The sequence below is a fragment of the Cellulomonas sp. plas2 genome (assembly GCF_057221735.1).
On record NZ_CM170155.1, the window covers coordinates 2599938 to 2624951 of the forward strand.

A 25014-nucleotide genomic window follows, 5' to 3' on the forward strand; every position below is an offset into this window, starting at 1 on the left:
CATGACTCCGCCCGACGAGCAGCACGACGAGCAGCAGCACGACGAGCACGACGCCCCGCTCCCGGAGCCGGACCCCCGCGCACCGCGCGTGACGCGGGCCGACCCCGCCGCCGTCGCCGCCACGCGGGCCGTGCTCGACGCCCTGGACGTGACGCCCTCGGGCGAGGACGCGTTCGTCGGCCGGAGCCTGCCCAAGCCCGACGGCCGGGTGTACGGCGGGCAGGTGCTGGCGCAGGCCCTGCTGGCCGCCGCCCGCACCGTCCCCGACGGGCGGCTGCCGCACTCGCTGCACGGCTACTTCCTGCGGGCCGGGGACCTGGCCGAGCCGATCGAGCTGCAGGTCGAGCGGCTGCGCGACGGCCGGTCCTTCTCGGCACGGCGCACGCACGCGCTGCAGCACGGCGAGCCGATCCTGTCGATGATCGCCTCGTTCCAGCCGCCGCAGCCGGGGGTCGAGTTCGCCGACGACGTGCCGCCGCACGTGCCGGAGCCCTGGGACGTCCCGAGCGCGCACGACGTCATGGGCCACGTCGACCACCCCATGGCCCGCTTCTGGACGCACGAGTCGGCGTTCGAGGTGCGGCACGTCGACGGCGCGCTGTACCTGGGGCACGCGGGCGAGAGCACGGGTCGGCAGCGCGTGTGGATGCGCTCGCGGGCACCGCTGCCCGACGACCCCGTCCTGCACCGCGCGCTCGTGGCCTACGCCTGCGACCAGGTGATGCTCGAGCCCGTGCTGCGCCGGGCCGGGCTGTCCTGGATGACGCGCGGGCTGGCGGTGGCGAGCCTCGACCACGCCCAGTGGTGGCACCGCGACCTGCGGGCCGACGAGTGGCTGCTGTACGACCAGACCACGCCGTCGGCCCAGGGCGGGCGCGGCCTGGGCGCCATGCGCGTCTTCGCCCACGACGGCACGCTCGTCGCCAGCGTGGCGCAGGAGGGCATGGTCCGCGTGCCGCAGGGCTGAGCCCCTGCGAACCGGTCGGGCGCGGCTCGCCGCGCGCCGTGGCCCGGCCTGACCGACGATCACCGCATGCCTCGGCTCCGACGTGTCCGCATCGACCAGCCCGGATGGACCCGCGAGCGCGTGGGCGACGGGTTCCGCTTCCTCGACGTGCACCGCGAGCCCATCACCGACCCGGAGCACCTCGAGCGCGTCGAGCACCTGGCGATCCCGCCCGCGTGGCAGGACGTGTGGATCTCCCCCTGGCGCAACGGGCACATCCAGGCGGCGGGGCTCGACGAGGCCCAGCGCCGCCAGTACCTGTACCACCTGCAGTGGCGGCAGCGGCGCGACAAGCTCAAGCACGAGCACACCCTCGTCGTGGCGAAGCGGCTGCCGCGGGCGCGCAAGCAGGTGACGGCGGACCTCGCGCTCGACGGGTTCCCGCGGCAGAAGGCCCTGGCCCTGGCGTTCCGTCTGCTCGACCTGGCCTACCTGCGCGTGGGCGGCGAGGGGTACGCGAAGAAGCACGGCTCGTACGGCCTGGCGACGCTGCGCAAGGAGCACGTGGAGGTGCTGCCGCCGGCGCACGACGGCGACGAGGGGCGCGTGCACCTGCACTTCCCCGCCAAGTCCGGGCAGGTGCGCGACACGGTCGTCGAGGACGACGTCGTCGCCACCCTCATCCGCACGCTGGTCCGCCGGCGCGAGCCGAGCCCCGAGCTGCTGGCGTGGCAGGACGACGCCGGCACGTGGCACGACGTGAGCAGCACCGACGTGTCGGCGTACGTCAAGGAGCGGCTGGGCGAGGAGGCGTCGCCCAAGACGTTCCGCACGTGGCACGCGACCGTCCTGGCGGCGCGCGCGCTGGCGGACGCCGGGGACCCGCCGACCTCGGAGCGTGGTCGGCGCAAGGTCGTCTCCGCCGTCGTCAAGGACGTGTCGCAGGAGCTGGGCAACACGCCCGCCGTCGCGCGCGCGTCCTACATCGACCCGCGCGTCATCGAGCTGTGGGAGCGGGGCCGGACGATCGGGCGGACGAGGACGCAGGCCAGCGCGGAGCGCCGCACGCTCGAGCTGCTGCGGTGAGCGGCACGGTGAGCGGCACGGTGAGCGGCACGGTGAGCAGCACGGTGAGCGGCGCAGTGACGGGTGCAGCGCTGAGCCGTCCCTGAGGGCCGTCGCGTGGCCGGCGGGCCCCGCGTGCGGGCCCCGGACGCCGGCACCACACTCGCGGCGTGACCTCCACCACGGGCAGCACCCCCCGGCAGGACCCCGACGACCGGCAGCAGGACGGGCGGCAGGACGGGCGGCAGGACGGACGCGGTCCGAACGCCCGCGGCGGGATCGGCGACGGGCCCGTCCGCACGCGGACGGAGACCGCGGAGGACGACCGCGCCGAGAGCCTGGCGCGCGAGCCCGTCGCCACCACGCTGACCGGCATCGTGCCGGGCACGGACGACGGGGGCCGGCCCCGCCCCGACGCGCCGCTCGTCGCCGTCACCGGCGTCACGGGGTACGTCGGGGGTCGGCTGGTCCCCGAGCTGCTGACGGCCGGCTACCGCGTGCGGGCCGTCGCGCGCCACCCCGACCGGCTGCGCGGGCACCCGTGGCGGGACCAGATCGAGGTCGCCGAGGCCGACGTCTCGGACCTCGAGGCGACCCGCAAGGCCCTGACGGGCGTGCAGGTCGCGTACTACCTGGTCCACTCCCTCGGCTCGGGCCGCAAGTTCGAGGCGACCGACCGGCACGCCGCGCTCGTCTTCGGCCAGGCCGCGCGCGAGGCGGGGGTCGAGCGGATCATCTACCTCGGCGGCCTGTACCCCGAGGGCGAGGACCTGTCCCCGCACCTGGCCTCGCGCCGTGAGGTCGGGGAGATCCTGCTGGCGTCCGGCGTCCCGACGACGGTGCTGCGCGCGGCGGTCATCCTCGGCTCCGGGTCGGCGTCGTTCGAGATGATGCGGTACCTCACCGAGCGCCTGCCCGCGATGACCGTGCCCCGCTGGGTGCGCAACCGGATCCAGCCCATCGCCATCCGGGACGTGCTGCGCTACCTCGTCGGGTCGGCGTCGATGCCGCACGAGGTGTCGCGGTCCTTCGACATCGGCGGTCCCGAGGTCCTCACCTACGAGCAGATGATGCAGCGGTACGCGGCCATCGCCGGGCTGCCGCGACGCGTCATCGTGCCCGTGCCGGTGCTCACGCCCCGGCTGTCGAGCCACTGGGTCGGGCTGGTGACGCCCGTGCCGGCCGGGCTGGCCAAGCCGCTCGTCGCCTCGCTGGTGCACGAGGTGGTGTGCGACGAGCACGACATCGCCGACCTCGTGCCCGACCCGCCGGAGGGGCTCGTCGGCTTCGACCGGGCCGTGCGCCTGGCGCTGCAGCGCGTGCAGGACTCCGCGGTGAGCACCCGGTGGTCCTCGGCGGCCGTGCGCGGGGCCCCCAGCGACCCGCTGCCCTCCGACCCCGACTGGGCCGGCGGCTACCTCTACGCCGACGAGCGGCGGACCGAGGTCGACGCCTCCCCCGCCGCGCTGTGGCGGGTCATCGAGTCGGTCGGCGGCACGCGCGGCTGGTACTCGTGGGGCCTGGCGTGGCGGGTCCGCGGCCTCATGGACCGCGTCGTCGGAGGGCCGGGGCTGCGCCGCGGTCGCTCCAACCAGGACCGGCTCGTCGTGGACGACGTCATCGACTGGTGGCGCGTGGAGGAGGTGCAGCCCGGGCGGCTGCTGCGGCTGCGCGCGGAGATGCGGCTGCCGGGGCTGGCGTGGCTCGAGCTGCGGATCGAGGACGTCGACGGCGCGGACGGTTCCGGGGAGCCCGACGAGGGGTCGCCCACCGACCCGCGCGACGACGAGCGCTGGACGCGGCCGCCGACGGTGTTCGCGCAGCGGGCGCTGTTCCAGCCGCACGGCCTGGCCGGCCAGCTCTACTGGGCGTCGGTGACGCCCTTCCACGGCATCATCTTCGGCAGCATGCAGCGCAACGTGGCCCAGGCCGCCGAGCGCGCGGAACGCGCCCGCCGGACCCCGGCGGTCGCGTCGCGCTGAGGTCCCCGTCGAGGTCCGTCAGGCGCGCGTGCGGCGGCGGAGGGCCACGGGCTCCTCGACGTACGGCTCCCACACCGCGCGCTCGGCCGTGCCGATCCGGCGCGGGCGGCCGGTCGCGGTGTCCATGAGGACGAGGGTGGATTCGGCCCGGGCGTGCACCACCGACGCCGGGTCGGCCGCCGGGCGGTCGCGGACCTCGTAGCAGATGTCCAGGCTCGCGCCGCCCATCCGGCCCAGCCACAGGGCGACGACGACGGGGTCGCGCAGGTAGGGCAGCGGCACGAGGTACTCGATCTCGTGCCGGGCGACGAAGGTCGCCACGGCCGCGTCGGGCCCGGCCTCGAGCACCGCCGTCGCGTGCGGACCCCCGCCCGCGCGGCCGGTGCCGCCGGCCGCCGGCCCGCCCGGGGGCGCCGACCAGAAGGCGGCGATGCGGGCCTCCTCGAGCAGCACCATCATCGCGACGTTGTTGACGTGCGCGTACGCGTCCATGTCCGACCAGCGCAGGTGGACGGGCACCTCGATCCTCGCCATCGCGCCATCATGCCCGCGCGCGGACCCGCTCCCGCACGGGCCCCGCACGTCGCCCGTCACCGGCACGTGACGTCCGCGACCCACGCGCCTGCTACAACCACGGGCGTGCTCACCGTCCGCGACGCCGACCACGTCCTCCTCGACGCCCGCACCGTCACGCGCGGCGACGTCCGCATCGCCGGCGGCCGCGTCCTGGCTCCGGGCGACGACCTGCCGCCCGACGACGGCCCGGACGAGGTGCTCGACGCCTCCGGCTGCGTCGTCACGCCCGGCCTCGTCAACGCCCACCACCACCTCCTCCAGACGGCCTTCCGCACGCTGCCCGGCACGCGCGGGGTCCCCATGGCCCGGTGGCTGCCGACGATGGCGGCCGCCTACGCGGCGGCCGGGCTCGACGCGGGGCTGTGCGCCGCGGCGGCGGGCGCGGGCCTGGCCGAGGCCCTGCTCAGCGGCGTCACCACCGTCGCCGACCACCACCTCACGTGGCCCGCCGGGGCCCCGGTGGCCGACACCGTCGCCATGGCGCAGGCGACGGCCGGCGCGGCGGCGACCCTCGGCGCGCGGCTCGTGCTCGTGCGCGGCACCGCCCGCGACGACCCGCAGGAGGCGGCGCTGTCGGCCGAGGCGGTCGTGGGCGCGCTGGTGCCCGGGGCGGCGGGCGGGCTCCGCGCCGACGGCCTCCTCCAGGTCGCCGTGGGCCCGGCCGGTGTGCACTCCGACGGGCCCGAGACGTTCCGCCTGCTGGCGGAGGTCGCGGCCCGCCACGGGCTGCGCCGCCGGACGCAGGCGAACGAGCAGGTCGACGTCGCCGTCGCGCTCGAGCGGTACGGCCGCCGCCCGCTCGACCTGCTCGAGGAGTGGGGCTGGCTCGCGCCCGACGTCACGCTCGCGCACCTGTGCGGCGTCAACGACGACGAGATCGCGCGGCTCGCGGCGGCCGGCGTGGGCGCGACGCACGCGCCGGGCTGCGACCTGCCGATGGGATGGGGCGTCGCGCCGGTCGCGGCGCTGCGGGCGGCCGGCGTGCCCGTGGGGCTGGGGACGAGCGGCGGCGGCAGCAACGACGCGGGGCACCTGCTGGCCGACGCGCGGCTGGCCCTCCAGGTGGCTCCCCTCGTCGGGCCCCCGCTGGCCGCGCAGGACGTCCTGGGGATGGCGACCGAGGGCGGGGCGGCGGGTCTCGGCCGGCCGGAGCTGGGCCACCTGCGGCCCGGGGCGGCCGGGGACCTGTGCGTGTGGGACGTCTCCGGGGTCGCCGACGCGGGGGTGGCCGACCCCGTCGCCGGGCTGCTGTGGGCCTCCCCCGGCCGCCGGCCGCGGCACGTGGTCGTGGCGGGGCGGGTCGTCGTGCGGGACGGCCGGCTGGTCGCCGCCGACGAGGGGGCGCTCGTCCGGGCCCTGCACGCGCGCGTGGCCCGGCCCTGAGGGGTGTCGCCGCCTACAGCTCCAGCACCAGCCGGGGGCACGCCGCGCGCGAGACGCAGATCATCATGGCCCGCCCGTCGGCGCGCTCGTCGGCGGTGAGGACGGAGTCCCGGTGGTCGACCTCCCCCTCGAGGACCGGCGTCTCGCAGGTGCCGCAGGTGCCCTCGCGGCAGGAGGACAGCACGAGCACGCCGGCCTCCTCGACGACGTCGAGCACCGAGCGCTCCGGCGGCACCGTGAGCGTGAGGCCCGACAGCTCGAGCTCGACCTCGAACGGCCCCGCCAGGACGGGCTCCCCGACGTCCCGCGGCACGAAGCGCTCGAGGTGGAGCGACCCCGCCCGCCGGGTCGCGCTCGCCGCCTCGACGGCCTCCATGAGCCGCGCGGGCCCGCAGCAGTAGACGGTGGCGGCGGGATCGGTCGCCGCGAGCAGCGCGGCCACGTCGAGCCGGTCCCCCTCGTCGCCGACGTGCAGACGGACCCGGTCGGGGTGCTCGTCGGCCAGCGCGGCGGAGAAGGCGAGCGTCCGGCGGGAGCGGCCGGCGTGGACGAGCCGCCAGTCGTGCCCTGCGGCGGCGGCCGAGCGGACCATGGGCAGCAGCGGCGTGATGCCGATCCCGCCGGCGACGAACAGCACGGGCCCGCTCGTCGCCCAGTCGGACGCGTCGTAGGCGAAGAGGTTGCGAGGGCCTCGCACGACGAGGGCGTCGCCGACCGCGAGCGCGTGCGCGCGCACGGATCCCCCGCGGCCCCCGGGCTCGAGGAGCACCGCCACCTGCCACACGGGCGCCCCGGGGACGCCGCACAGGGAGTACTGCCGCTCGAGCGCGTCGGACCCGGTCCCCAGCACGAGGTCCACGTGCGCCCCCGGCACCCAGCCCGGCAGGGGCAGCCCGTCGGCGCGGGCCAGGTCGAGGAGCACGACGCCGTCCGCGATGGGGGTGCGGGCGGCCACGACGACGTCGTAGGCGGTGTCGGCGACGCTCACGGGGCCTCCTGCCGAGCGAGGACCTGCTTGACGACGAGCACGCGGTAGGCGCCAGGTTCTGCTGCGCTGTCCGTCGTGCTGTCCGTCGGGGTGTCCGTCGTGGTGCCGGCGGTGGACCACCGGTGGGGCGTCCCGCCGCGGTAGCGCGCGCAGTCGCCGGCCGCCAGGAGGTGCCGGCCGTGCTCGCCGAGGTCGAGGAGCACCGTCCCGGACACCACGTAGAGGAACTCGTCCTCGACGTGCACGTAGTACTCGCCGGGGTCGGTGTTGGCGCCGACGAACTCCATGGGCTCGAACGGTGCCGGCGACCGTGTCAGCAGCCGGGCCTCGCCCTGCGGGAAGGGGCCGCGGGCGCCCTCGTCGGCGCGGAGCACCTCGGGCCGCGTGTCGCCGGGCGCGCGGGCGGCCGGCACCGCCGCGGCCAGCAGCTCCGCCTGGCTCGTTCCCAGCGCGGCGGCCACGCGGTCGAGCGAGACCATGCTCGCCCGCGTGTGCCCGCGCTCGAGCTGGGACAGGAACGGGTGGGACAGTCCCGCCGCCGCCGCGAGCTGGACGAGCGTGAGCGACCGGCGCCGGCGCAGCGCGCGGATGTGCGCGCCGATGCGGGCGGCCTGCGGGTCGACGACGCGCTCGCTCGCGGCGGGTGGCGCGTCCGCGGACGGGGCGGCGGACGGGGCGGGGGGCGGCATGGGCGCTGACTCTCTCCTGCCGGCGGGGGCGTCGGGGGCGGCGTCGCGAGGCTGTAACGCAACGGGTACCAGCGGTTACGCGACGGAAACGGGCGAGCCGTACATTCCGTCAATGTTCAGCCCATCAACATTGTGGCACGGACCCGCGGCCGGCGCACCGGCCCTCCCGCTCAGCCGTCACGTCGTTGCTGGTCAGAGCGCCGTAGCCGCGCGCCGGACGCCGTCGGAGCGTGCCGCACCACCGGAGAGGAGGACCGCATGACCTCGGTTCTGCCGCAGCCGCTCCGCCTCATCCGGAACGCGACCCTGGCCGACGGGCGGCTCGTCGACGTGGCCCTCGACGGCGCGACCGTCGCCGCGGTCACCCCCGCCGCGGGTCCCGCCGGCGACTCCGGCGACCACTCGGCCGGCGACTCCGCCGCGGGCGACGACGTCCTCGACCTCACCGGCTTCGTGCTGCTGCCGGCCCCGGCCGAGCCGCACGCGCACCTCGACAAGGCCCTCTCGTGGGACCGCATCCGCCCGCCGATGGGTGACCTGCGCCGGGCGATCGAGTCGTGGCAGGCCTACGCCGCGACGATGGACGTCGACGAGATCGCCGACCGCGCGCGCACCCAGCTCCTCGACATGCTGGCGCAGGGCACGACGGCGGTGCGCAGCCACGTCGACGTCCTGCTCGGCCCGGAGCCGCTGCGCGGGGCGCAGGCCCTGGTGCGGGTGCGCGAGGAGCTCGCGGGCCTGGTGGACCTCGAGCTCGTCGCGCTCGCGAGCCACCTGTCCGACGACGCGTCGGTCGAGGCGGTGCTCGACCTCGGCGTCGAGCTCGTCGGCGGCGCGCCGCACCTGGCGCCGGACCCGCAGCACGAGGTCGCGCGCCTGCTGGCCCTGGCCCGGCGCCGCGGCCGCGGTGTCGACCTGCACGCCGACGAGGGGCTCGGCGGCGCCGACACCCTCACCACGTACGCACGCACGGTGCGCGACTGGCCCGCCGGCACGTCGCTGTCGGCCGGCCACTGCGTCCGCCTCGGCACCCTGGCCGGCGACGAGCTGGCCGCCGCGGTGGCGGAGGTTCGCGCCAGCGACATCGGCGTCATCAGCCTGCCGATCACCAACCTCTACCTGCAGGGCTGGGAGCACCCAGTGTCCACGCCGCGCGGGCTCACCGCGCTCCGCGCCCTGCTCGACGCCGGCGTGCGCGTGGCCGCCGGCGCCGACAACGTCCGCGACCCGTTCAACCCCGTGGGCCGCGGCGACGCGCTCGAGACGGCGTCGCTGCTGGTGACGGCCGGGCACCTCACGCTCGACGAGGCCTACGCCGCGGTGAGCACCGGCGCCCGGTCGGTCCTGCACCTGCCCGTCGCCGGCGTCGTCCCCGGCGCTGCCGCGGAGCTGCTGGCGGTCCGCGGTGCCGACCTGGCCGAGGTCGTGGCGACAGCCTCGCCCGACCGGTACGTCGTCCACGCCGGCCGGCTCGTCGCCCGCACGCGCGTGGAGCGCACGGTCGCCGCCCCGGCCACCGCGCTGCCGACCGGCCCTCTCGACGCGGCCGGCCCCGCCGCCGCACCCGCACCCCGCCCCGACGCCCTGCTCACCGGAACGAGGTGACCCCCGTGCCCGTCGCCCCCAGCGCCGCCGCGCCCACCGCCGCCGTCACGACGTCCCTGCTCGAGTTCTCCGACGTCGAGATGACGTTCCCCGACGGGACGGTGGCCCTGCGCGGCGTCGACCTCACCGTCGGTCGCGGGGAGTTCGTCACCGTGGTCGGCCCGTCCGGCTGCGGGAAGAGCACCCTGCTGCGCATCGCGTCCGGCCTCGAGCACGCCTCCGCCGGCACCGCGACGCTGCGCACGGACCGCATCGGCTACGTCTTCCAGGACGCCACGCTCCTGCCCTGGCGGTCCGTGAAGGCCAACGTCGAGCTGCTGGCCGAGCTCAACGGCGTCGGCCGCGCCGAGCGGGCACGCAAGGCCGCGGCGGCCATCGAGCTCGTCGGCCTCGGTGGGTTCGAGCGGCACCTGCCCAAGCAGCTGTCGGGCGGCATGCGGATGCGCGCCAGCCTGGCCCGCTCGCTGACCCTGGACCCCGAGCTCTTCCTGTTCGACGAGCCCTTCGGCGCCCTCGACGAGATCACCCGCGAGCGCCTCAACGACGAGCTCCTGCGCCTCTTCGTGCAGCGGCAGTTCGCCGGGCTGTTCATCACGCACTCCGTCTCCGAGGCCGTCTACCTCTCGACGAAGGTCGTCGTCATGTCGGGGCGGCCCGGCGGGATCGTGCGGACCTTCGACGTGCCGTTCCCGCTGCCGCGCGACCCGGACATCCGGTTCACGGCCGAGTTCGCGGACCTCGTCGGGCACGTCTCCCACGCGCTGCGCGAGGGCCACGCGTGACGCGCCGGCGCGGCCGGACGCCGTGGTGGCAGCCGCTCGTCGTCCTCGTCGCCCTCATCGGCCTCTGGTACGCCGCGGCCGCGAGCTACGCCCGCCAGGAGCTGGCGTTCCTCGTGCCCTACCCGCACCTCGTGCTCCGGGCGATGGTCGCGGACCCGACGTTCACCCCGCAGCTGCTGCGCAACCTCGGGAACTCGACGGTCGTCGCCCTCACGGGGCTCGTCATCGCCATCGCCATCGGCGTGGCGTGGGCGGTGCTCATGGCGCAGGCGCGGTGGATCGAGCGGTCGCTGTACCCCTACGCCGTGATCCTCCAGTGCATCCCGATCCTGGCGCTCGTGCCCCTCATCGGGGCCCTGTTCGGCTACGAGTTCGCCTCCCGCGTCATCGTCACCGTGATGATCTCGATCTTCCCGATGGTGTCGAACACGCTCTTCGGGCTGCAGTCCGTGGACAGGGCGCAGCGCGAGCTGTTCGCGCTGCAGGGCGCCTCGACGTGGACCGTGCTGACGAAGCTGCGGTTCCCGGCGGCGCTGCCGTCGCTGTTCGTCGGGCTGCGGACCGCGGCGGGGCTCTCGGTCATCGGCGCGATCGTCGGCGACCAGTTCTTCCAGCGCGGCACCCCGGGCCTCGGGGTCCTCATCCAGGTGTCGACCTCCCGGCTCAACGGGCCGGGCACCTTCGCGGCCATCCTCACGGCCTCCCTGCTCGGCGTCGCGGTCTTCCTGCTCTTCGGGTGGCTGCGCACGCTCGTCGTCGGGCGGTGGAGCGACGCCGCCTGAGCGCGGCCCGCCCCGCCGTCCCCGGCACCCCGCACCGCCCGCCCGTCCCCTACCCCTGCCCGTCCCCTGCCCCCGTCCCGGCCCCTGCCCCGACCCCCTCTGGAGTCCCCATGCGCCCGACCGCGAAGCGGTCCACCCTCGCCGGCGGTGCGGTCCTCGCCCTCGCCGCGCTCGCCGCCTGCTCCTCCGGCGCCGCCGGCTCCGCCGACGCGACGGGCGGCGGCTCGACCGCGGCCACCGCCGCGGCGGGCGGCGTCGACCTCGCCTCCGTGTGCCCCGCCACCGTCGTCATCCAGACGGACTGGAACCCCGAGGCGGACCACGGCCACCTCTACGAGCTGCTCGGGCCCGACCCCGTCATCGACGCCGACAAGAAGTCGGTCTCGGGCGACCTGTACGCCAGCGGCGAGCCGACCGGCGTCAAGGTCGAGGTCCGGTCCGGCGGACCGGCCATCGGCTTCCAGTCGGTCTCCTCGCAGATGTACCAGGACACGGACATCACGATGGGCTACGTCTCCACCGACGAGGCGGTGCAGGTCAGCGCCTCGCTGCCGACGACCGCCGTCTTCGCCGAGGCCGACAAGTCCCCGCAGATGATCATGTGGGACCCGGAGACCTACCCGGACGTCACGACGATCGAGGAGCTCGGCAAGGCGCTGCCCGGCACGGGCGGGGTCGTCCGCTACTTCCAGGGCGCCGCCTACATGGGCTACCTCCAGGGCTCCGGCATCCTGCCCACCGAGGTGACCGACGGCGCCTACGACGGCACGCCGGCCAAGTTCGTCACCGCCAAGGGCGTCGACGGCCAGCAGGGCTTCGCCACCGCCGAGCCGTTCATCTACGAGAACCAGGTCGCCGCCTGGGGCAAGCCCGTGCAGTTCCAGCTCATCCACGACACGGGCTACCCCATCTACCCCGAGGCGATGGCCGTCCGCACGGGCGACCTCGAGGAGCTGCGGCCCTGCCTCGAGAAGCTGGTGCCGGTGCTGCAGCAGGCGACCGTCGACTACATCGAGGACCCGGCGGAGACCAACGCCCTCGTCGTCGAGCTCGTCACCGCCTTCGACAACGGCTGGGTGTACGACGCCGACGTGGCGGACTTCGGCGTCCAGCAGATGAAGGACCTCGAGATCGTCGGCAACGGCGACAACGAGTTCATGGGCGACATGGACGAGGCCCGGATCCAGACGGTCATCGACATCGACACCCCGCTGTTCACGGAGTCCGGCTCGGCGCCGAAGGAGGGCCTCGTCGCGAGCGACCTGTTCACGAACGAGTTCCTCGACGAGTCGATCGGCTTCTGACGCCGTGACCCCCGCCCTGGACGCCCCCGGTCCTGGTACCGGTCCTGGCTCGACGCCACGCCTCGCCGGCGTGCGGGCCGTCGTCACCGGGGGCGCCCAGGGCATCGGCGCAGCCATCGTGCGGCGCCTGTCCGCCGACGGGGCGCGCGTGGCGGTGCTCGACCGCCTCGTCGCCCCGGGGCAGGCGGTGGCCGACGAGGTGGGCGGCTCGTTCCACGCCGTCGACCTCGTCGACGTCGCCGCCACGCGGGCCGCCGTGGACGCCGCCACCAGCGCCCTCGGCGGGCTCGACGTCCTCGTCAACAACGCCGGGATCCTGCGCTTCGCGGCCCTGCTCGACCTCGACCCCGACGCGTGGGACGAGGTCATGGCCGTCAACGCGCGGTCCTTCCTCGTCACCACGCAGAGGGCGGCCCGCACGATGGTCGCGCAGGGCACCGGCGGCTCGATCATCAACCTCGCGAGCATGGCCGCGAAGGCCGGCGGCGCGGGCCAGGGCCACTACGCCGCCTCGAAGGCCGCCGTCGCCGCGCTCACCCGCGTCACCGCGCTCGAGCTCGGCGAGCACGGCATCCGCGCCAACTGCCTGTGCCCCGGGTACGTGCTCACGGAGATGGGCGCCGCCACCCGGACGGCCGAGGACGTCGCGACGTGGTCGTCGTACTCGCCGCTCGGCCGGCTCGGCGAGCCGGACGACGTCGCGGGGGTCGCCGCGTTCCTCGCCTCCCCGGACGCCTCCTACCTCACGGGGCAGTCCATCAACGTCACCGGCGGGATGGTCATGCACTGACGGGCGCTCGCCCGTCCGTCGCCCGGCCGTCGTCCTGCCGTCGTCCTGCTGCCCGCGCTGCTCCCCCGCTCCCCACCCGCCCCGTCCCGACAGGACCCGCCCATGACCGCCACCGCCGCCCGGCCCGCGCAGGCCACGCTCGCCGCCCTGGCCGCCGAGCTGCGCTCCCTGCTCGGGGACCGCGCCGTCACCACCGAGCTCGCCGCCCGCGAGAAGGCCTCCGTCGACGGGGCGCACCTGTCCCCCGTCATCAGCGCGCAGCTGCCCCTCGGCCTGGCGGACCTCGTCGCCTTCCCGACGACTGCGGAGGGCATCGCGCAGGCCGTCGGCGCCGCGGTGCGGCACGGCGTCCCCGTGACGCCGCGCGGCAAGGGCACGGGCAACTACGGCCAGGCCATCCCGATGGCCGGCGGTCTCGTCCTCGACCTGTCGCGCGCGCGCACGGTCGTCGAGGTCGGCGACGGGTTCGTCACCGCCGACGCGGGCGCGACCCTCGTCGCCCTGGAGCAGGCCGCCGGCCGCACGGGCCAGCAGGTCCTCATGTACCCCTCGACGGCGCAGTCCTCCATCGGCGGGTTCCTCTCGGGCGGCTCCGGCGGCACCGGGTCGATCGCGCACGGCATGCTGCACACGGGCTTCGCGCTCGCGCTCGACGTGGTGCACGCCGTGCCCGACGCGCGGCTCGTCCACGTGGAGGGCGCCGACGCCGAGCCCTACCTGCACACCTACGGCACCGCCGGCATCATCGCGCGGGCCACCGTCCGGCTCGAGCCGCTGCAGGACTGGCGCGCGCTGTACGCCAGCTTCGGCGACTTCGCCGACGCGCTGTCGGTGCTCCGCCCGTTCGCGGACCTGACCCCGACGCCCCGGCTCGTGTCGGCGGACCTGCCGACCCTTGCCGAGGCCCTGCCCGCGGACCCGGCGATCCCGGCGGGGCGCTCCAGCCTGCGCGCGATCGTCGACGCCGCCTCGCTCGACGCCGCGCGGGCGCTCGTCGAGGGCGCCGGCGGCCGCGTCGAGGACGTCCGCGAGGGCCCGCAGGCGACGATGAAGCTGAGCATGCTGTCCTACAACCACCCCGTCGAGTGGCTGCAGAAGGCGCACCCGGGCCGGTACTTCCACGTCGAGGTCGCCGGCGACGCGCTCGTCGAGCGGATCGACGAGGTCCACGCCGTGTACCCCGGCGGGATGCTCCACATCGAGGCGCAGCGCGGGCGGCCCATCGGGATGCTCGTCGGCGAGTACGAGAGCCCGGAGGCGGTGTGGGCCGGCTTCGAGCGCCTCACCGCGCTGGGCGTCGGCTTCCACAACCCGCACCAGTGGGCCGTCGACCACGAGCCGGAGCAGACGGCGGCGCTCGCCGCGACGACCGACCCCGCCGGGCTGCTCAACCCGGGCAAGCTCGCGCGCACGGACGTGGCACCGCTCGCGCCGGGGACGGTCGGCGGCATCGCGACGCGCGGCGCGGCGGTCGCCGTGACCGGGAGCCAGCGGTGAGCGCGGGCCGGCGCCTGGCGGAGCTGTCCGGGCCGGCCGCGGCCGCGGCGCTGGGCCCGGGCTCGGTGGTGGTCCTGCCGACGGGGGCCGTCGAGCACCACGGGCCGCACCTCCCGCTGCTGACCGACCAGATCATGGCCGACCGCGTCGCCGCCGAGGCGGTGGACCGGGCCGCAGCCGCGGGCGTCGACGCCTGGGTCCTGCCGACCCTGGCGTACACGAAGTCCGACGAGCACGCGTGGGCGCCGGGAACGATGTGGCTGCGCGCGGAGACGTTCCTGCAGACCGTCGTCGACCTCGGCCGGTCCGTGGCGGCGGCGGGCGCCGAGCGGCTCGTGTTCCTCAACGGCCACGGCGGGAACGTCGCGCCGCTCGGTGTCGCGCTGCGGGAGGTCCGCCGGCTCACAGGGCTGCGGACGTTCCTCGTGCCGGCGCTCGTCGCCGCGCCGCCGCCGGACGGCGAGGGGCTCGACGAGCTCGGGCTGGGCATCCACGGCGGCGCGGCCGAGACGTCGATGCTGCTGCACCTGCGCCCGGACCTCGTGGACCTGTCCACGGCCGAGCGCTGGGTGCCCGAGCACCTGGCGGCCTCCGAGCTCATCGGCTTCCACGGCAAGCCCGTGACGTTCGGCTGGCTGTCCGACGACTTCGGGCCGGCGGGCGTCCTCGGCGACCCGACGCAGGCCACCGCCGCCTACGGCGCCCGGCTGTACGAGGCGTCCGTCGCCCTGGCCGGCGCCGCCCTCACGGAGATCGCCGCCTTCCACCCGCTCGGCCCCGGTCACACGGTCGCGGGCGGGGCCGGCGTGGCCGGCCCGGTGGAGGTGCGGTGATCACCTCCTCGACGCTGTTCGGCCACGACGTCGAGGACCCCGACGCGCCGCTGGAGGACCCCGAGGCCCTGCTGGACGCGTGGCTGCCCCAGCCCGTCGACGAGCTGCGCCCGCTCATGGCGCTGACGACGCTCGACGAGGACGGCTGGCCGGACACCCGCCACGTGCTGCTGAGCGCGCACGCGCCGGGCGCCCTGCTGTTCCACACCGACGCCCGCACCCGCAAGGCCGCGCACCTGGCCGCCGACCCGCGCGTGTCCCTGGCCCTCGTCTGGCCGGACCTCGGCCGCCAGGTGACGGTCCAGGGCGAGGCGGAGCCCACGGAGGCCGAGGCCGCCGCCGCGGTCTTCGCCGCCCGGTCGCGGTACCTCCAGCTCCTCGCGTGGCAGAACGACGCCGACGCCGCGGCCCTGCCGCGTGCGGCCCGGCGGCAGCGGTGGGCGGAGTTCGCCGCCGCCCACCCCGAGGCCCTCGACGCGCCGGCCACCTGGGTCGGCTACCGCGTCACCCCCCGCCGCATCACCTTCTGGCGCGGCGACCCCGACGGCCCGAGCCACCGCCTCGCCTGCGCCCGCACCCCCACGGGCTGGACGGTCACCCGCCTCCCGGGCTGACCACCCCTGCCCACCCTGACCACCCCCGCCCCCTCCCTCCCCGAGCACCGGCACCGGCATCTCGGCGGGCGTGGCGGGCGGGGCGGGCGGGCGGGGCGGGGCGGGGCTACGGCGTGGTGCGGATCGCCAGGCGGTCGGCGATCTCCGCGAGGGCCTCGGCGTAGGGGGTCTCGGCGCCCGGGCCCGGGCCGCCCGAGAGGTCGACGCCCGAGACGCCGTCGACGGCGAGCACCTGCGCCGCCAGGTCGACGGCGGCCTCGATGCCGGCCGCGTGCGGGTCGGCGGCGTCGAGGATGCCGTCGAGGAAGCCCTCGGGGAGCACGAGCGTCGTGAAGGAGCGCAGCAGCGCGGCGCTCGCGTGGTCGAGGACCACCGGGACGCAGGCGATGAACGCCGAGGTGCTGCCGAGGTCGCGCGCCTCGCGGACGAAGCGGCCGACCGGGCCCGCGCCGCCGCAGTGGTTGACGAAGCAGACGTCCGCGCCGGCGGCCTCCTTCTGGCGCAGGCGGGCCGCACGGCGGTCGGCCGGCGGCGCCATCGGCGACTCCGCGACGGAGACGAGGTGGCCGGCCGCGCGGGCCAGGGCCGCGGTGGCGGTGGAGTCGAGGTCGAAGACCGGGCGGGCGTCGGGGCGGTGGCCCGTGCGCGGGTGGTCCCCGGTGACGCAGTGGACGCCCGCGACGCCGACGTCGGCGAGCGCGGCGACCTCGCCCTCGAGCGCCACGCGGTTGCGGTCCCGGTCGTTGAGGCCGGTCCACGCCGGCAGGCCGCGGGCCTGCACGAGCGCGGCCCGGTACGCCGGCGGGAACTGCACGCGCGCCGACCCCGAGTCCCCGGCCAGGACCGCGTCGACGTGCCCGACGAGGACGTCGGCGCAGCGCTCGAGCGAGGCGCGGTCCAGCGCGCGCGCCGGGAAGTCCGCGACGACGACGGGACGCCGGGCCAGCAGGGCGGCCATGGCCGCCGCCGACGGGAGGAGCGGGGGCGTCGGCACCGCGCCCGCCCCCGGGTCCGGCAGGTACCTGACGACCGGCGCGTCGACGAACGGGCACGGCCGGTCGCCGAGCTCGCACAGCCCGTCGAACCGCACGCCGCCGCACGGGCCGTGGACCATGTCCTTCGGGCAGGCCGCCGCAGCTGGAGGCAGCGACGTGGGCAGGGCCGTCATGGCCGGACCGTACCGATCCCGCGTGTCCGGCAGATGACGCGTGCGGCACGCCCACCGCACGCGCCGGTGGTCGGTCCGCTCAGCGCGTCGACGCCGCCCGCTGCGCTGCCGCGCGGCACGCCGCCAGCCGCTCGAGGTCCGCGCGCACGGGCTCGACGACGAGCGTCCGCGCGACGCCGGCCACCGCCTCCCGCAGGCGCCGCCGCGCCCGGGCCGCGCGTCGTCGGGCCCCGAGCCGGGCCAGGACGCCGGCCAGCAGCGCGAGCAGCAACCCGGCGAGCACGCCGCCGACCGCGAGCGCGGTCGGCACCGGCAGCGGCCCCCACCGCGGCGTCTCCGGCGCCGGGAGCTGCAGGTACGCCATGACCGCCAGCGCCCCGAGCCAGACGAGGCCCGCGACAGCCGCCGCCAGCAGCAGCCACTGCAGCACCCCGACGGCCCGCCACCACGGCGCGGGCCTCTCGGGCAGCAGCGGGGTGTCGGCCACGGCGCTGTCGAGCGCGTCGGCCAGGCGGTCGGGGCCGGCCGTCGTCGCCAGGGCCGAGCGGGTCGACAGCACCCAGGAGTCCGGCAGGCCCGCCGTCGCCTCGTCCGACCACGTGCGCACGGCCGTCGACGCCGCGGCGCGCACCACGGGGGCCGCCGCCGGCAGCGAGGTGCGCCCCGTCGCCGTGGCGTCCGGGAGGCCGACCCGCAGGTGCAGCCGCCGCAGGGGGTCGGGCCGCCACCGCGCCAGCCAGCGCACGGGCGGCCAGCCCGTCACGGACCCGGCCTGCCGCACGGCCGAGCGCCGCACCGCGTCCACGACGACGGGCACGCCGGCCGCCGCCTCCAGCGCGGAGACGAGCGAGCCCTCCGGCGGCGGACCGGCGGCGCGCTTCGGGCCCGGCCCGCCGCACGCCGCCAGCACCCGCTCGGCGGCGCTGCGGACGTCGCCGTGCACGCGCGCCACGGCGGCCTCACGGCGGCGGGCGGCGTCGACGAGGCGGTCGCGCAGCTCGTCGACGCCCTCCCCCGTGCGGGCGCTGACCGCCAGGACCGGCACGCGGCCGAGGCCGTCGTCCGCGGCGAGGCGGCGGGCGTCGTCGAGCCAGGCGGTCCGGTCCTGCGCCGGGACCCGGTCGGCGTGGTTGAGCGCGAGCACCATGACGCCCGCGAGCGGGGCGAGCGGCCGCAGGTAGCGCTCGTGCAGCACCCCGTCGGCGTACTTCTGGGGGTCGAGGACCCAGACGAGCAGGTCGACCCGCTCGTAGAGCCGCTCGGCGACCGCGCGGTGCTCGGCGACGACGGAGTCGTGGTCGGGCAGGTCCAGCAGGACGAGGCCGGTGGGCACGGCGCGGGCCGGCGGCGCGGGCGGCGTGTGCCGCACGTCGACACCGAGCCAGTCGAGCAGGGGGTCGACGTCCTCGTCGGGGCCGGGCCACACGGCGGCCAGGGCGCGCGCGGTGGTGGGTCGCAGGGTCCCCGGCGTGGCCAGCTCCGCCCCCGCGACCGCGTTGAACAGGCTCGACTTGCCCGAGCCCGTGGCGCCCGCCAGCGCCACGACGGTCGTGCCCGCCGCGAGGCCGAGCCGCTCGCGGCCGCGGTCGAGGACGCCGCGCGCGTCGGCCACGACGTCCGCCGGCAGGCGTCCCTCGCCGGCCTCGAGGGCGGTGGCGAGCTCCTCGGCGGCCTGCACCGCCGTGGTGCTCACGGCGCGTCCTGCCCGGTGACCCGTCGCCACCAGCCGCGCAGCCCGGTGGCGGCGCCCTCGTCGCCGGCGCCACGGCTGTCGGGGCCCCCCTCGCGGGCGTCGCGGCCCTGACCGTGCTCACCGCCGCCGCCGGGGCGACGACCGGCCGCCCCCGCCCCGCGCAGGCGTCCCGCGGCCCCGGCCGTCGGCGCCTGCGACGCCTCGGGCAGCGGCGAGCGCTCGACGAGGGCCACCGCCTCGCGCAGGCGCGCGCCGTCCGTCGAGACGCCGGGCGCCTGCGCCCCCGTGCCCAGGGCGTCGAGCTGCGCGGTGAACCGCCGCGACTCCGCCGCGAGCAGGGCGTCCACCCGCTCGGCGAGCAGCTCCTGCGCGCGGGTCGTCAGCCGCCGGACGGCGTCGTCGCCGAACACCGCCTCGAGCAGCCGCTGCGCGAGCAGCGCCGAGCCGCCCGCGATGCCGACCTCCGCGCCGGTGAGGCCGCCCGTGGAGGCGAAGACGACGAGCATGAGCGCGGCGCCGAGCCCGTTGACGCCGAACGACAGCGCCCGCGCCTGCGTCCGCCGGCCCGACCCCTCGTCCGTGACGAGCGCGAGGACGTCCCCCTGCCAGGCGCGCACGCCCTCCGCGACCTGCGCGCGCAGCGACGACGAGGCCCGCGAGAGCGCCAGGCCCTCGAGCAGCGCGGCCCCGGCGGGGTCGGAGCGCCACGCGGCGTGCGCGCGCTCGGCGGCGGTCTCCGCGGCGTCGAGCACGACCGCGTCGAGGTGGTGCCCGATGGCGTCCTGGAGCTCGGGGGCCGCCGACGGCTTGCCGCGCAGGGCCGCGCCGAGCCGGTCGCGGAGCCGGGAGACGCCCTGCTCCACGGACCGCATGAGCTCCCCCGTCCCGACGAGCTCCTGCCAGCGCGCGAGGACCTCGCCGCGCAGCAACGTGCCGTCGGAGGTGGCCCGCCGGACGTCGGCCGAGGCCGCCGCGTAGGCCGACTCCACCGCCGACCGCAGGCGCGCGTCGGCCACCGCCTGGGCGTCGGCGGCCGCGGCGAGCCGCGCGGACCGGCCCAGCAGGTCCGCCAGCAGGCCGTCCCGCGTGCGGCGGACGACGTCGCGCCGGGCGGCCGGGTCGGCGGCGAGCGCGGTCAGCCAGTCTGCGAGCGGCGCGACCGCCCACGTCGGCAGGAGGCCGTCCTCGAGCGGCGCCTCGGGCACGGTGAGGACCGTCGTGCCGGGCAGGTCGTGCTCCGCGAGCATCGCTCGCAGGTGCGCACCGACGACCTCCTCCTGCCCGGGGTCGACGCGGTCGAGCACGAGCGCGAGCTCGACCCGGCGCTCGGCGGCCGTCTGCAGGAGCTCCCACGGGACGGCGTCGGCGTACCGGGCGGCCGTCGTCACGAACAGCCACAGGTCGGCGGCACCGAGCAGCTGCCGGGAGAGCCGCCGGTTCTCCTCGACGAGGGAGTCGATGTCCGGGGCGTCCAGCAGCGCGAGGCCCTGCGGCAGGGCGTCGGAGGCGACGAGGCGCAGCCCGCCGACACCGTCGCCGGCCTCGGTCGGGGCGACGGCCGCGCCCGACGAGCCGGCCGGGGCGTCGAGCCGCCGCGCGAGGCCGGGCAGGACGCGGTCCGTCGTGAACCAGCGCGCGTCGAGCGGGTGGTGCACGAGCACGGGCCAGCGCGTGGTGGGCCGCAGCACGCTCGAGCGGCTGACCTCGTGCCCGAGCAGCGAGTTGACCAGGGTCGACTTGCCGGCGCCGGTCGAGCCGCCGAGGACGGCCAGGACGGGGGCCGCCGAGGCGCGCAGGCGCGGGAGCAGGTAGTCGTCGAGCTGGTCGAGCACCTGGCGGCGCGCCTGCCGGGCCGGCTCGACACCGTCGCCCTCGAGGGGGAGGTCCACCTCGTCGACGCGGGCGCGCAGCAGCACGAGGGCGTCGACGAGGCTGGTGTCGCCGTCCCCGGCCGGCGGGCCCGGGTCGGCGTGCCGGGCGGTGCTCACCCCGTCGTTCAGCTCGTTGCTCACGCCCCGATCGTGGCCGACGGGCGGGCCCTCGGCACCCCGAGGACCCGCCCGTCGTCGTCCGTCACCTGCACGTCGCCCCGCGGGACGGGGTGCTCGGCCCCCGCCCGGCGGGGGTCAGTCGCGGCGCAGCTTGCGGTGCGTCACCCGGTGCGGCCGGGCCGCGTCGGCACCGAGGCGCGCGACCTTGTTCTCCTCGTACGCGGCGAAGTTGCCCTCGAACCAGTACCAGGCGGCCGGGTCCTCCTCCGTGCCCTCGTAGGCGAGGATGTGCGTGGCCACCCGGTCGAGGAACCACCGGTCGTGCGAGACGACCACGGCGCAGCCCGGGAACTCGAGCAGGGCGTTCTCCAACGACCCCAGGGTCTCGACGTCCAGGTCGTTGGTGGGCTCGTCGAGCAGCAGGAGGTTCCCGCCCTGCTTGAGGGTGAGCGCGAGGTTCAGGCGGTTGCGCTCACCGCCGGACAGGACGCCCGCGGGCTTCTGCTGGTCCGGCCCCTTGAAGCCGAAGGCGGCCACGTAGGCGCGGCTCGGCATCTCGACGTTGCCGACCTTGATGTAGTCCAGGCCGTCGGAGACGACCTCCCACAACGTCTTCTTCGGGTCGATGCCGCCGCGGCTCTGGTCGACGTAGGAGATGGAGACCGTCTCGCCGATCTTCAGGTCGCCCGCGTCCAGCGGCTCGAGCCCGACGATCGTCTTGAACAGGGTCGTCTTGCCCACGCCGTTGGGGCCGATGACCCCGACGATGCCGTTGCGCGGCAGCGTGAAGGACAGCCCGTCGATGAGGTCGCGCCCGTCGAAGCCCTTCTCCAGGCCCTTGGCCTCCAGCACCACCGAGCCCAGGCGCGGGCCCGGCGGGATCTGGATCTCCTCGAAGTCGAGCTTGCGGGTGCGGTCGGCCTCGGCCGCCATCTCCTCGTAGCGGGCCAGGCGCGCCTTGCTCTTCGTCTGGCGGCCCTTGGCGTTCATCCGGACCCACTCGAGCTCGTCCTTGAGGCGCTTGGCGAGCTTGGCGTCCTTCTTGCCCTGGACGTTGAGGCGCTCCTGCTTCTTCTCCAGGTAGGTGGAGTAGTTGCCCTCGTAGGGGTACAGGCGCCCGCGGTCGACCTCGCAGATCCACTCCGCGACGTGGTCGAGGAAGTACCGGTCGTGGGTGACCGCGAGGATCGCGCCCGGGTACTCCTGCAGGTGCTGCTCCAGCCACAGGACGGACTCGGCGTCGAGGTGGTTGGTCGGCTCGTCGAGGAGCAGGAGGTCGGGCTTCTGCAGCAGGAGCTTGCACAGCGCGACGCGGCGGCGCTCACCACCGGACAGGACGGTGACGTCGGCGTCCGGCGGCGGGCAGCGCAGCGCGTCCATGGCCTGCTCGAGCTGGGTGTCGAGGTCCCACGCGTCGGCGGCGTCGATGTCCTCCTGCAGCGTGCCCATCTCGGCCAGGAGCGCGTCGTAGTCCGCGTCGGGCTCGGCCATGAGCGCCGAGATCTCGTTGTAGCGGTCGAGCTTGGCCTTGATCTCGCCGACGCCCTCCTCGACGTTGCCGAGGACCGTCTTGCTCTCGTTCAGCGGCGGCTCCTGCTGGAGGATGCCGACGGTGAAGCCGGGCGACAGCCGCGCCTCGCCGTTGGAGGGCGTGTCGAGGCCGGCCATGATCTTGAGGATCGTCGACTTCCCCGCGCCGTTGGGGCCGACGACGCCGATCTTGGCGCCGGGCAGGAAGTTCAGCGAGACGTCGTCGAGGATGACCTTGTCCCCGTGCGCCTTGCGCGCCTTGTACATGGAGTAGATGAACTCAGCCACTGGCTCTCTGTCCGCCTCGGGTGCTCGGGTGTGCTGCAGGGGTCCGGTGCGTGGGTCGCGCGCGGGCGCGGCGACCGCGGGTGCGGGGCCGGTCGTGCGCCGACCGGTCCCCGCACCGTCGCTCGTCGACGTCCCAGCCTAGGCGATCAGCCCTGCCCGACGGCAGCGAGGTCCGCGCGCAGGCCCGCCAGCACCTCCCTCTGCAGGGCGGCCGCGTCCTGCTCGCCGTCGGCGCCGCTCCCGCCGACCGGCCCGTCGTCGTGACCCCCGGGCTCCGCGGGTGCGTCCGCGCCCTCCACCGCGGGCTCGTCCACGAGCTCCGCCAGCGCCGTCACGTCGACGGGCCGCCCCTCGCCGCCGGCGCCGGCCGCGCGCACCGTCCGCGTGAAGTGCGACGTGCCGAACGTCAGGTCGTGCCCGATGGTCGAGGCCAGCAGCACGACCTCCGTGCGCGGCGTGCCGTCCTGGGCGGTCCACTCCTCCGTGACGAGCCGCCCGCGGACCGTCACGGGGTCGCCCCGGCGCAGCGACTGGGCGGCGTTGAGCGCCGCCTGCCGCCACAGCTTGACGGTGAACCACTGCGTCGGGTCCTCCCGCCAGGCGCCGTCCCGGTCCTGCCACCGTCGCGTCGTCGCCACGCGCAGCGACGTGTAGTCCGGCTTGCCGTCCGCGGCCGGCACGTGCCGCGGGTCGGCCCCGAGCCATCCCGTCAGCGCCAGCTCCGTGCCCTGGTTGCTCATGCGTCCTCCTCCGTCCGCCCCGACGGTCGCGGGGCCGGAGCACGCACGCTGCCGCGCCGGCTCGTCCGGCGGCGCTGCCGGGCGCCCGCCGCGGGACGGAGCCGCCCGGAGCGGGGCTGGGGACGGCTCGCCCGCCGGCCGGCCCGCTACAGCGGTCGGGTCGCTACAGCGGTCGGGTCGCTACAGCGGTCGGGTCGCCCGGTCGAGGAGTGCCCGCACGGCCGCGTGCTCGTCGAGGACGGCCCGCGCGGGAGCCGACAGCCGCCGTCCGACCACCGTCGCCAACGCCCCCCGGGCCTCGTCCAGGGGCGGTGGTGCGGCGGCCTCGGTCCGCGTGCGCCGCCCGACGAGGAGGAGGGCCACCCCGCCCGCGAGCACCACCGCACCGGCACGCGCCATCTGCGTGCCCACGACGGGCGGGAGTCCGGCGAGCCCGCCGGCGAGGACGACCCCGAGCCCGACCGCGAGGAGCAGGGCGCCGACGAGCGCCAGCGCCGACCCGACGACCGGGCGCGCCCACCATGCTCGCGCAGCGGGCGCGGGGCCCGGGAGGTCGGCGAGGGCGCGACCGGTCGCGGCGACCAGGTCCTCGGCGGAGGACGTGCGCCGGTCGACGTCGCGCGCCCAGCGCTCGGGCACCCCGGCCGTGCGACGTGCGAGCCAGCGTCGACGAGCCAGCGCCACCGCGTCGGCCGGCGGGGGGACGGCGGCGGGTCCCACCGCGCCGGCCCTGGCCCCGGACAGGTCGAGCAGCTCCTCGACGAGCGCCTCGTCGGCCTCGTCGACCTGCCCGTCGGCCTCCGCGGACGCGGCGGTCCGGCCCACCTCCGCCCCGAGCCGCTCGGCGACCTCGTCGAGCACGCCCTCCGCACGCCGGGCGGCCAGGCCTGCCGCAGCCACGACCTCGGCGAGGACCCGACGGAGCTCCCCCACGCCCTCGCCCGTCACGGCCGACACGGCCAGGACGCGGGCGTCCAGCCCGTCCTCGGTCAGCAGCCGCTCGAGGTCCGCGACGAGCGCGTCCCGCGCGCCCGCCGGGACGGTGTCCACCTGGTTGAGCACGACGAGGGCCGCCACCTCGTGGGCCGCGAGGCGCTGCAGGTAGCCGCTGTGCAGGGCGTCGTCGGCGTACTTCTGCGGGTCGAGGACCCACACGAGCAGGTCCGCCTCGGGCAGGAGGGCGTCGACGAGCGCGCGGTGGGCGCCCTCGACGGAGTCGTGGTCCGGCACGTCGAGCAGGACCATCCCGCGCAGCGCCGCCTCCGCGTCGCCGTCGAGCGGGCTCTCCCGCTGCGTGCGACGGGTGGGGTGCACCCCGAGCCGGTCGAGCAGCGGTCCCGCGTCCCGCCCCCACACGCACGCGGTGACCTCCGACGAGGTCGGGCGCCGCACGCCGACCTCGGCCAGCGGCAGCCCGCTCACCGTGTTGAACAGGCTCGACTTGCCCGAGCCGGTGCCCCCCGCGAGGAGCACCACGGTGTGGTCGACGCCGAGCCGCAGCCGGTCGCGCACGGCGGTGAGCGCCGCCTCCACGCCCGTGCGCGTCCCCGGGTCCCAGCGGTCGGTGCCCAGGGCGAGCGCCTGCACGAGCACGCCCGCGCGCTCGAGGAGCGCGGCCGTCCGCGGGGCCGACGCGTCGTCACCGGGCGGCGTCGGTCGGGGCGGCGTCGGTCGGGGCGGCGTCGGTCGGGGCGGCGTCGGTCCGGTGGGGGACCCGGTGGTGACGGTGCTCATGGGTGCTGTGTCCGCTCCTCGGTGCCTCGGTCGT

At 76.8% G+C, this 25014-nt stretch carries 21 protein-coding genes; 12 read left to right on the top strand and 9 right to left on the bottom strand.

The features are described 5' to 3' along the window. The first annotated feature begins 1 nt into the window (after position 1). From AC2TDM_RS11640 to AC2TDM_RS11650, 3 genes are all read left to right on the top strand, one after another. Positions 2-967: an acyl-CoA thioesterase gene (locus tag AC2TDM_RS11640; protein WP_484634715.1), complete on the top strand. Its 966-nt coding sequence runs from the start codon at positions 2-4 to the stop codon at positions 965-967. Between the two features lie 66 nt (positions 968-1033). Beyond that, positions 1034-2032 carry a DNA topoisomerase IB gene (locus AC2TDM_RS11645; RefSeq protein ID WP_484634716.1) on the top strand — a complete coding sequence of 333 codons (999 nt, stop codon included), beginning with the start codon at positions 1034-1036 and terminating at the stop codon, positions 2030-2032. Positions 2033-2388: 356 nt separating this feature from the next. Next, entirely contained in the window at positions 2389-3993 is a 1605-nt protein-coding gene (locus AC2TDM_RS11650) for an SDR family oxidoreductase (RefSeq protein ID WP_239078848.1), read from the top strand. Between the two features lie 18 nt (positions 3994-4011). Here the strand turns inward: AC2TDM_RS11650 and AC2TDM_RS11655 are convergent, their stop codons facing one another. Next, the gene (locus AC2TDM_RS11655; RefSeq protein WP_484634717.1) at positions 4012-4527 is read right to left on the bottom strand and encodes an acyl-CoA thioesterase; all 516 of its coding nucleotides are present in this window, start codon (positions 4525-4527) and stop codon (positions 4012-4014) included. A 105-nt stretch (positions 4528-4632) separates the two neighbouring features. On the opposite strand from AC2TDM_RS11655, the gene AC2TDM_RS11660 reads away from it, so the two are divergent. Then, positions 4633-5952, top strand: coding sequence for an amidohydrolase family protein (locus AC2TDM_RS11660; protein ID WP_090029952.1), 1320 nt, complete (start codon positions 4633-4635; stop codon positions 5950-5952). A 13-nt stretch (positions 5953-5965) separates the two neighbouring features. On the opposite strand, the gene AC2TDM_RS11665 is transcribed toward AC2TDM_RS11660, so the two are convergent. Together AC2TDM_RS11665 and AC2TDM_RS11670 are read right to left on the bottom strand one after the other, a co-directional pair. After that, positions 5966-6940 (bottom strand): PDR/VanB family oxidoreductase, encoded by a 975-nt coding sequence (locus AC2TDM_RS11665; protein ID WP_090029950.1) that lies wholly within the window; start codon positions 6938-6940, stop codon positions 5966-5968. After that, positions 6937-7629, bottom strand: a complete 693-nt coding sequence (locus AC2TDM_RS11670; RefSeq protein ID WP_090029949.1) for a helix-turn-helix domain-containing protein — start codon at positions 7627-7629, stop codon at positions 6937-6939. The genes AC2TDM_RS11665 and AC2TDM_RS11670 overlap by 4 nt, the downstream gene beginning before the upstream one ends. A gap of 258 nt (positions 7630-7887) precedes the next feature. Between AC2TDM_RS11670 and AC2TDM_RS11675 the strand changes: the two genes are divergently transcribed. The 8 genes from AC2TDM_RS11675 (at position 7888) to AC2TDM_RS11710 (ending at position 15836) form a co-directional block, all read left to right on the top strand. Then, complete coding sequence (locus tag AC2TDM_RS11675; RefSeq protein WP_090029947.1) at positions 7888-9234, top strand: amidohydrolase family protein; 1347 nt, start codon at positions 7888-7890, stop codon at positions 9232-9234. A 5-nt stretch (positions 9235-9239) separates the two neighbouring features. Then, positions 9240-10016 carry an ABC transporter ATP-binding protein gene (locus AC2TDM_RS11680; protein WP_090030432.1) on the top strand — a complete coding sequence of 259 codons (777 nt, stop codon included), beginning with the start codon at positions 9240-9242 and terminating at the stop codon, positions 10014-10016. Next, the gene (locus AC2TDM_RS11685) at positions 10013-10798 is read left to right on the top strand and encodes an ABC transporter permease (RefSeq protein WP_090029945.1); all 786 of its coding nucleotides are present in this window, start codon (positions 10013-10015) and stop codon (positions 10796-10798) included. The genes AC2TDM_RS11680 and AC2TDM_RS11685 overlap by 4 nt, the downstream gene beginning before the upstream one ends. Positions 10799-10908: 110 nt before the next feature. Continuing rightward, positions 10909-12102, top strand: coding sequence for a substrate-binding domain-containing protein (locus AC2TDM_RS11690; RefSeq protein WP_090029944.1), 1194 nt, complete (start codon positions 10909-10911; stop codon positions 12100-12102). A 4-nt stretch (positions 12103-12106) separates the two neighbouring features. After that, positions 12107-12892 (top strand): SDR family NAD(P)-dependent oxidoreductase, encoded by a 786-nt coding sequence (locus tag AC2TDM_RS11695; protein ID WP_239078845.1) that lies wholly within the window; start codon positions 12107-12109, stop codon positions 12890-12892. A 102-nt stretch (positions 12893-12994) separates the two neighbouring features. Further along, positions 12995-14389 (top strand): FAD-binding oxidoreductase, encoded by a 1395-nt coding sequence (locus AC2TDM_RS11700; RefSeq protein ID WP_484634718.1) that lies wholly within the window; start codon positions 12995-12997, stop codon positions 14387-14389. Further along, positions 14386-15222 (top strand): creatininase family protein, encoded by an 837-nt coding sequence (locus AC2TDM_RS11705; RefSeq protein WP_484634719.1) that lies wholly within the window; start codon positions 14386-14388, stop codon positions 15220-15222. Before AC2TDM_RS11700 ends, AC2TDM_RS11705 begins: the two co-directional genes overlap by 4 nt. Next, on the top strand, positions 15219-15836 hold the full coding sequence (locus tag AC2TDM_RS11710; protein ID WP_203708856.1) for a pyridoxamine 5'-phosphate oxidase family protein: 618 nt from the start codon (positions 15219-15221) through the stop codon (positions 15834-15836). The genes AC2TDM_RS11705 and AC2TDM_RS11710 overlap by 4 nt, the downstream gene beginning before the upstream one ends. 106 nt (positions 15837-15942) lie before the next feature. Here the strand turns inward: AC2TDM_RS11710 and AC2TDM_RS11715 are convergent, their stop codons facing one another. The 6 genes from AC2TDM_RS11715 to AC2TDM_RS11740 form a co-directional block, all read right to left on the bottom strand. Next, positions 15943-17004, bottom strand: a complete 1062-nt coding sequence (locus AC2TDM_RS11715) for a methylenetetrahydrofolate reductase C-terminal domain-containing protein (protein WP_484634720.1) — start codon at positions 17002-17004, stop codon at positions 15943-15945. Between the two features lie 79 nt (positions 17005-17083). Then, positions 17084-18697, bottom strand: coding sequence for a GTPase (locus AC2TDM_RS11720; protein ID WP_484634721.1), 1614 nt, complete (start codon positions 18695-18697; stop codon positions 17084-17086). Next, complete coding sequence (locus AC2TDM_RS11725) at positions 18694-20709, bottom strand: dynamin family protein (RefSeq protein ID WP_484634722.1); 2016 nt, start codon at positions 20707-20709, stop codon at positions 18694-18696. Before AC2TDM_RS11725 ends, AC2TDM_RS11720 begins: the two co-directional genes overlap by 4 nt. Positions 20710-20823: 114 nt before the next feature. Continuing rightward, positions 20824-22506 (bottom strand): energy-dependent translational throttle protein EttA, encoded by a 1683-nt coding sequence (ettA, locus tag AC2TDM_RS11730; protein ID WP_090029934.1) that lies wholly within the window; start codon positions 22504-22506, stop codon positions 20824-20826. Positions 22507-22652: 146 nt separating this feature from the next. Continuing rightward, positions 22653-23246, bottom strand: a complete 594-nt coding sequence (locus AC2TDM_RS11735; protein WP_484634723.1) for a single-stranded DNA-binding protein — start codon at positions 23244-23246, stop codon at positions 22653-22655. Positions 23247-23426: 180 nt separating this feature from the next. Further along, a complete protein-coding gene (locus AC2TDM_RS11740; RefSeq protein ID WP_484634724.1) occupies positions 23427-24980 on the bottom strand; it encodes a P-loop NTPase family protein in 1554 nt (517 codons plus the stop codon). Positions 24981-25014: the final 34 nt, after the last annotated feature.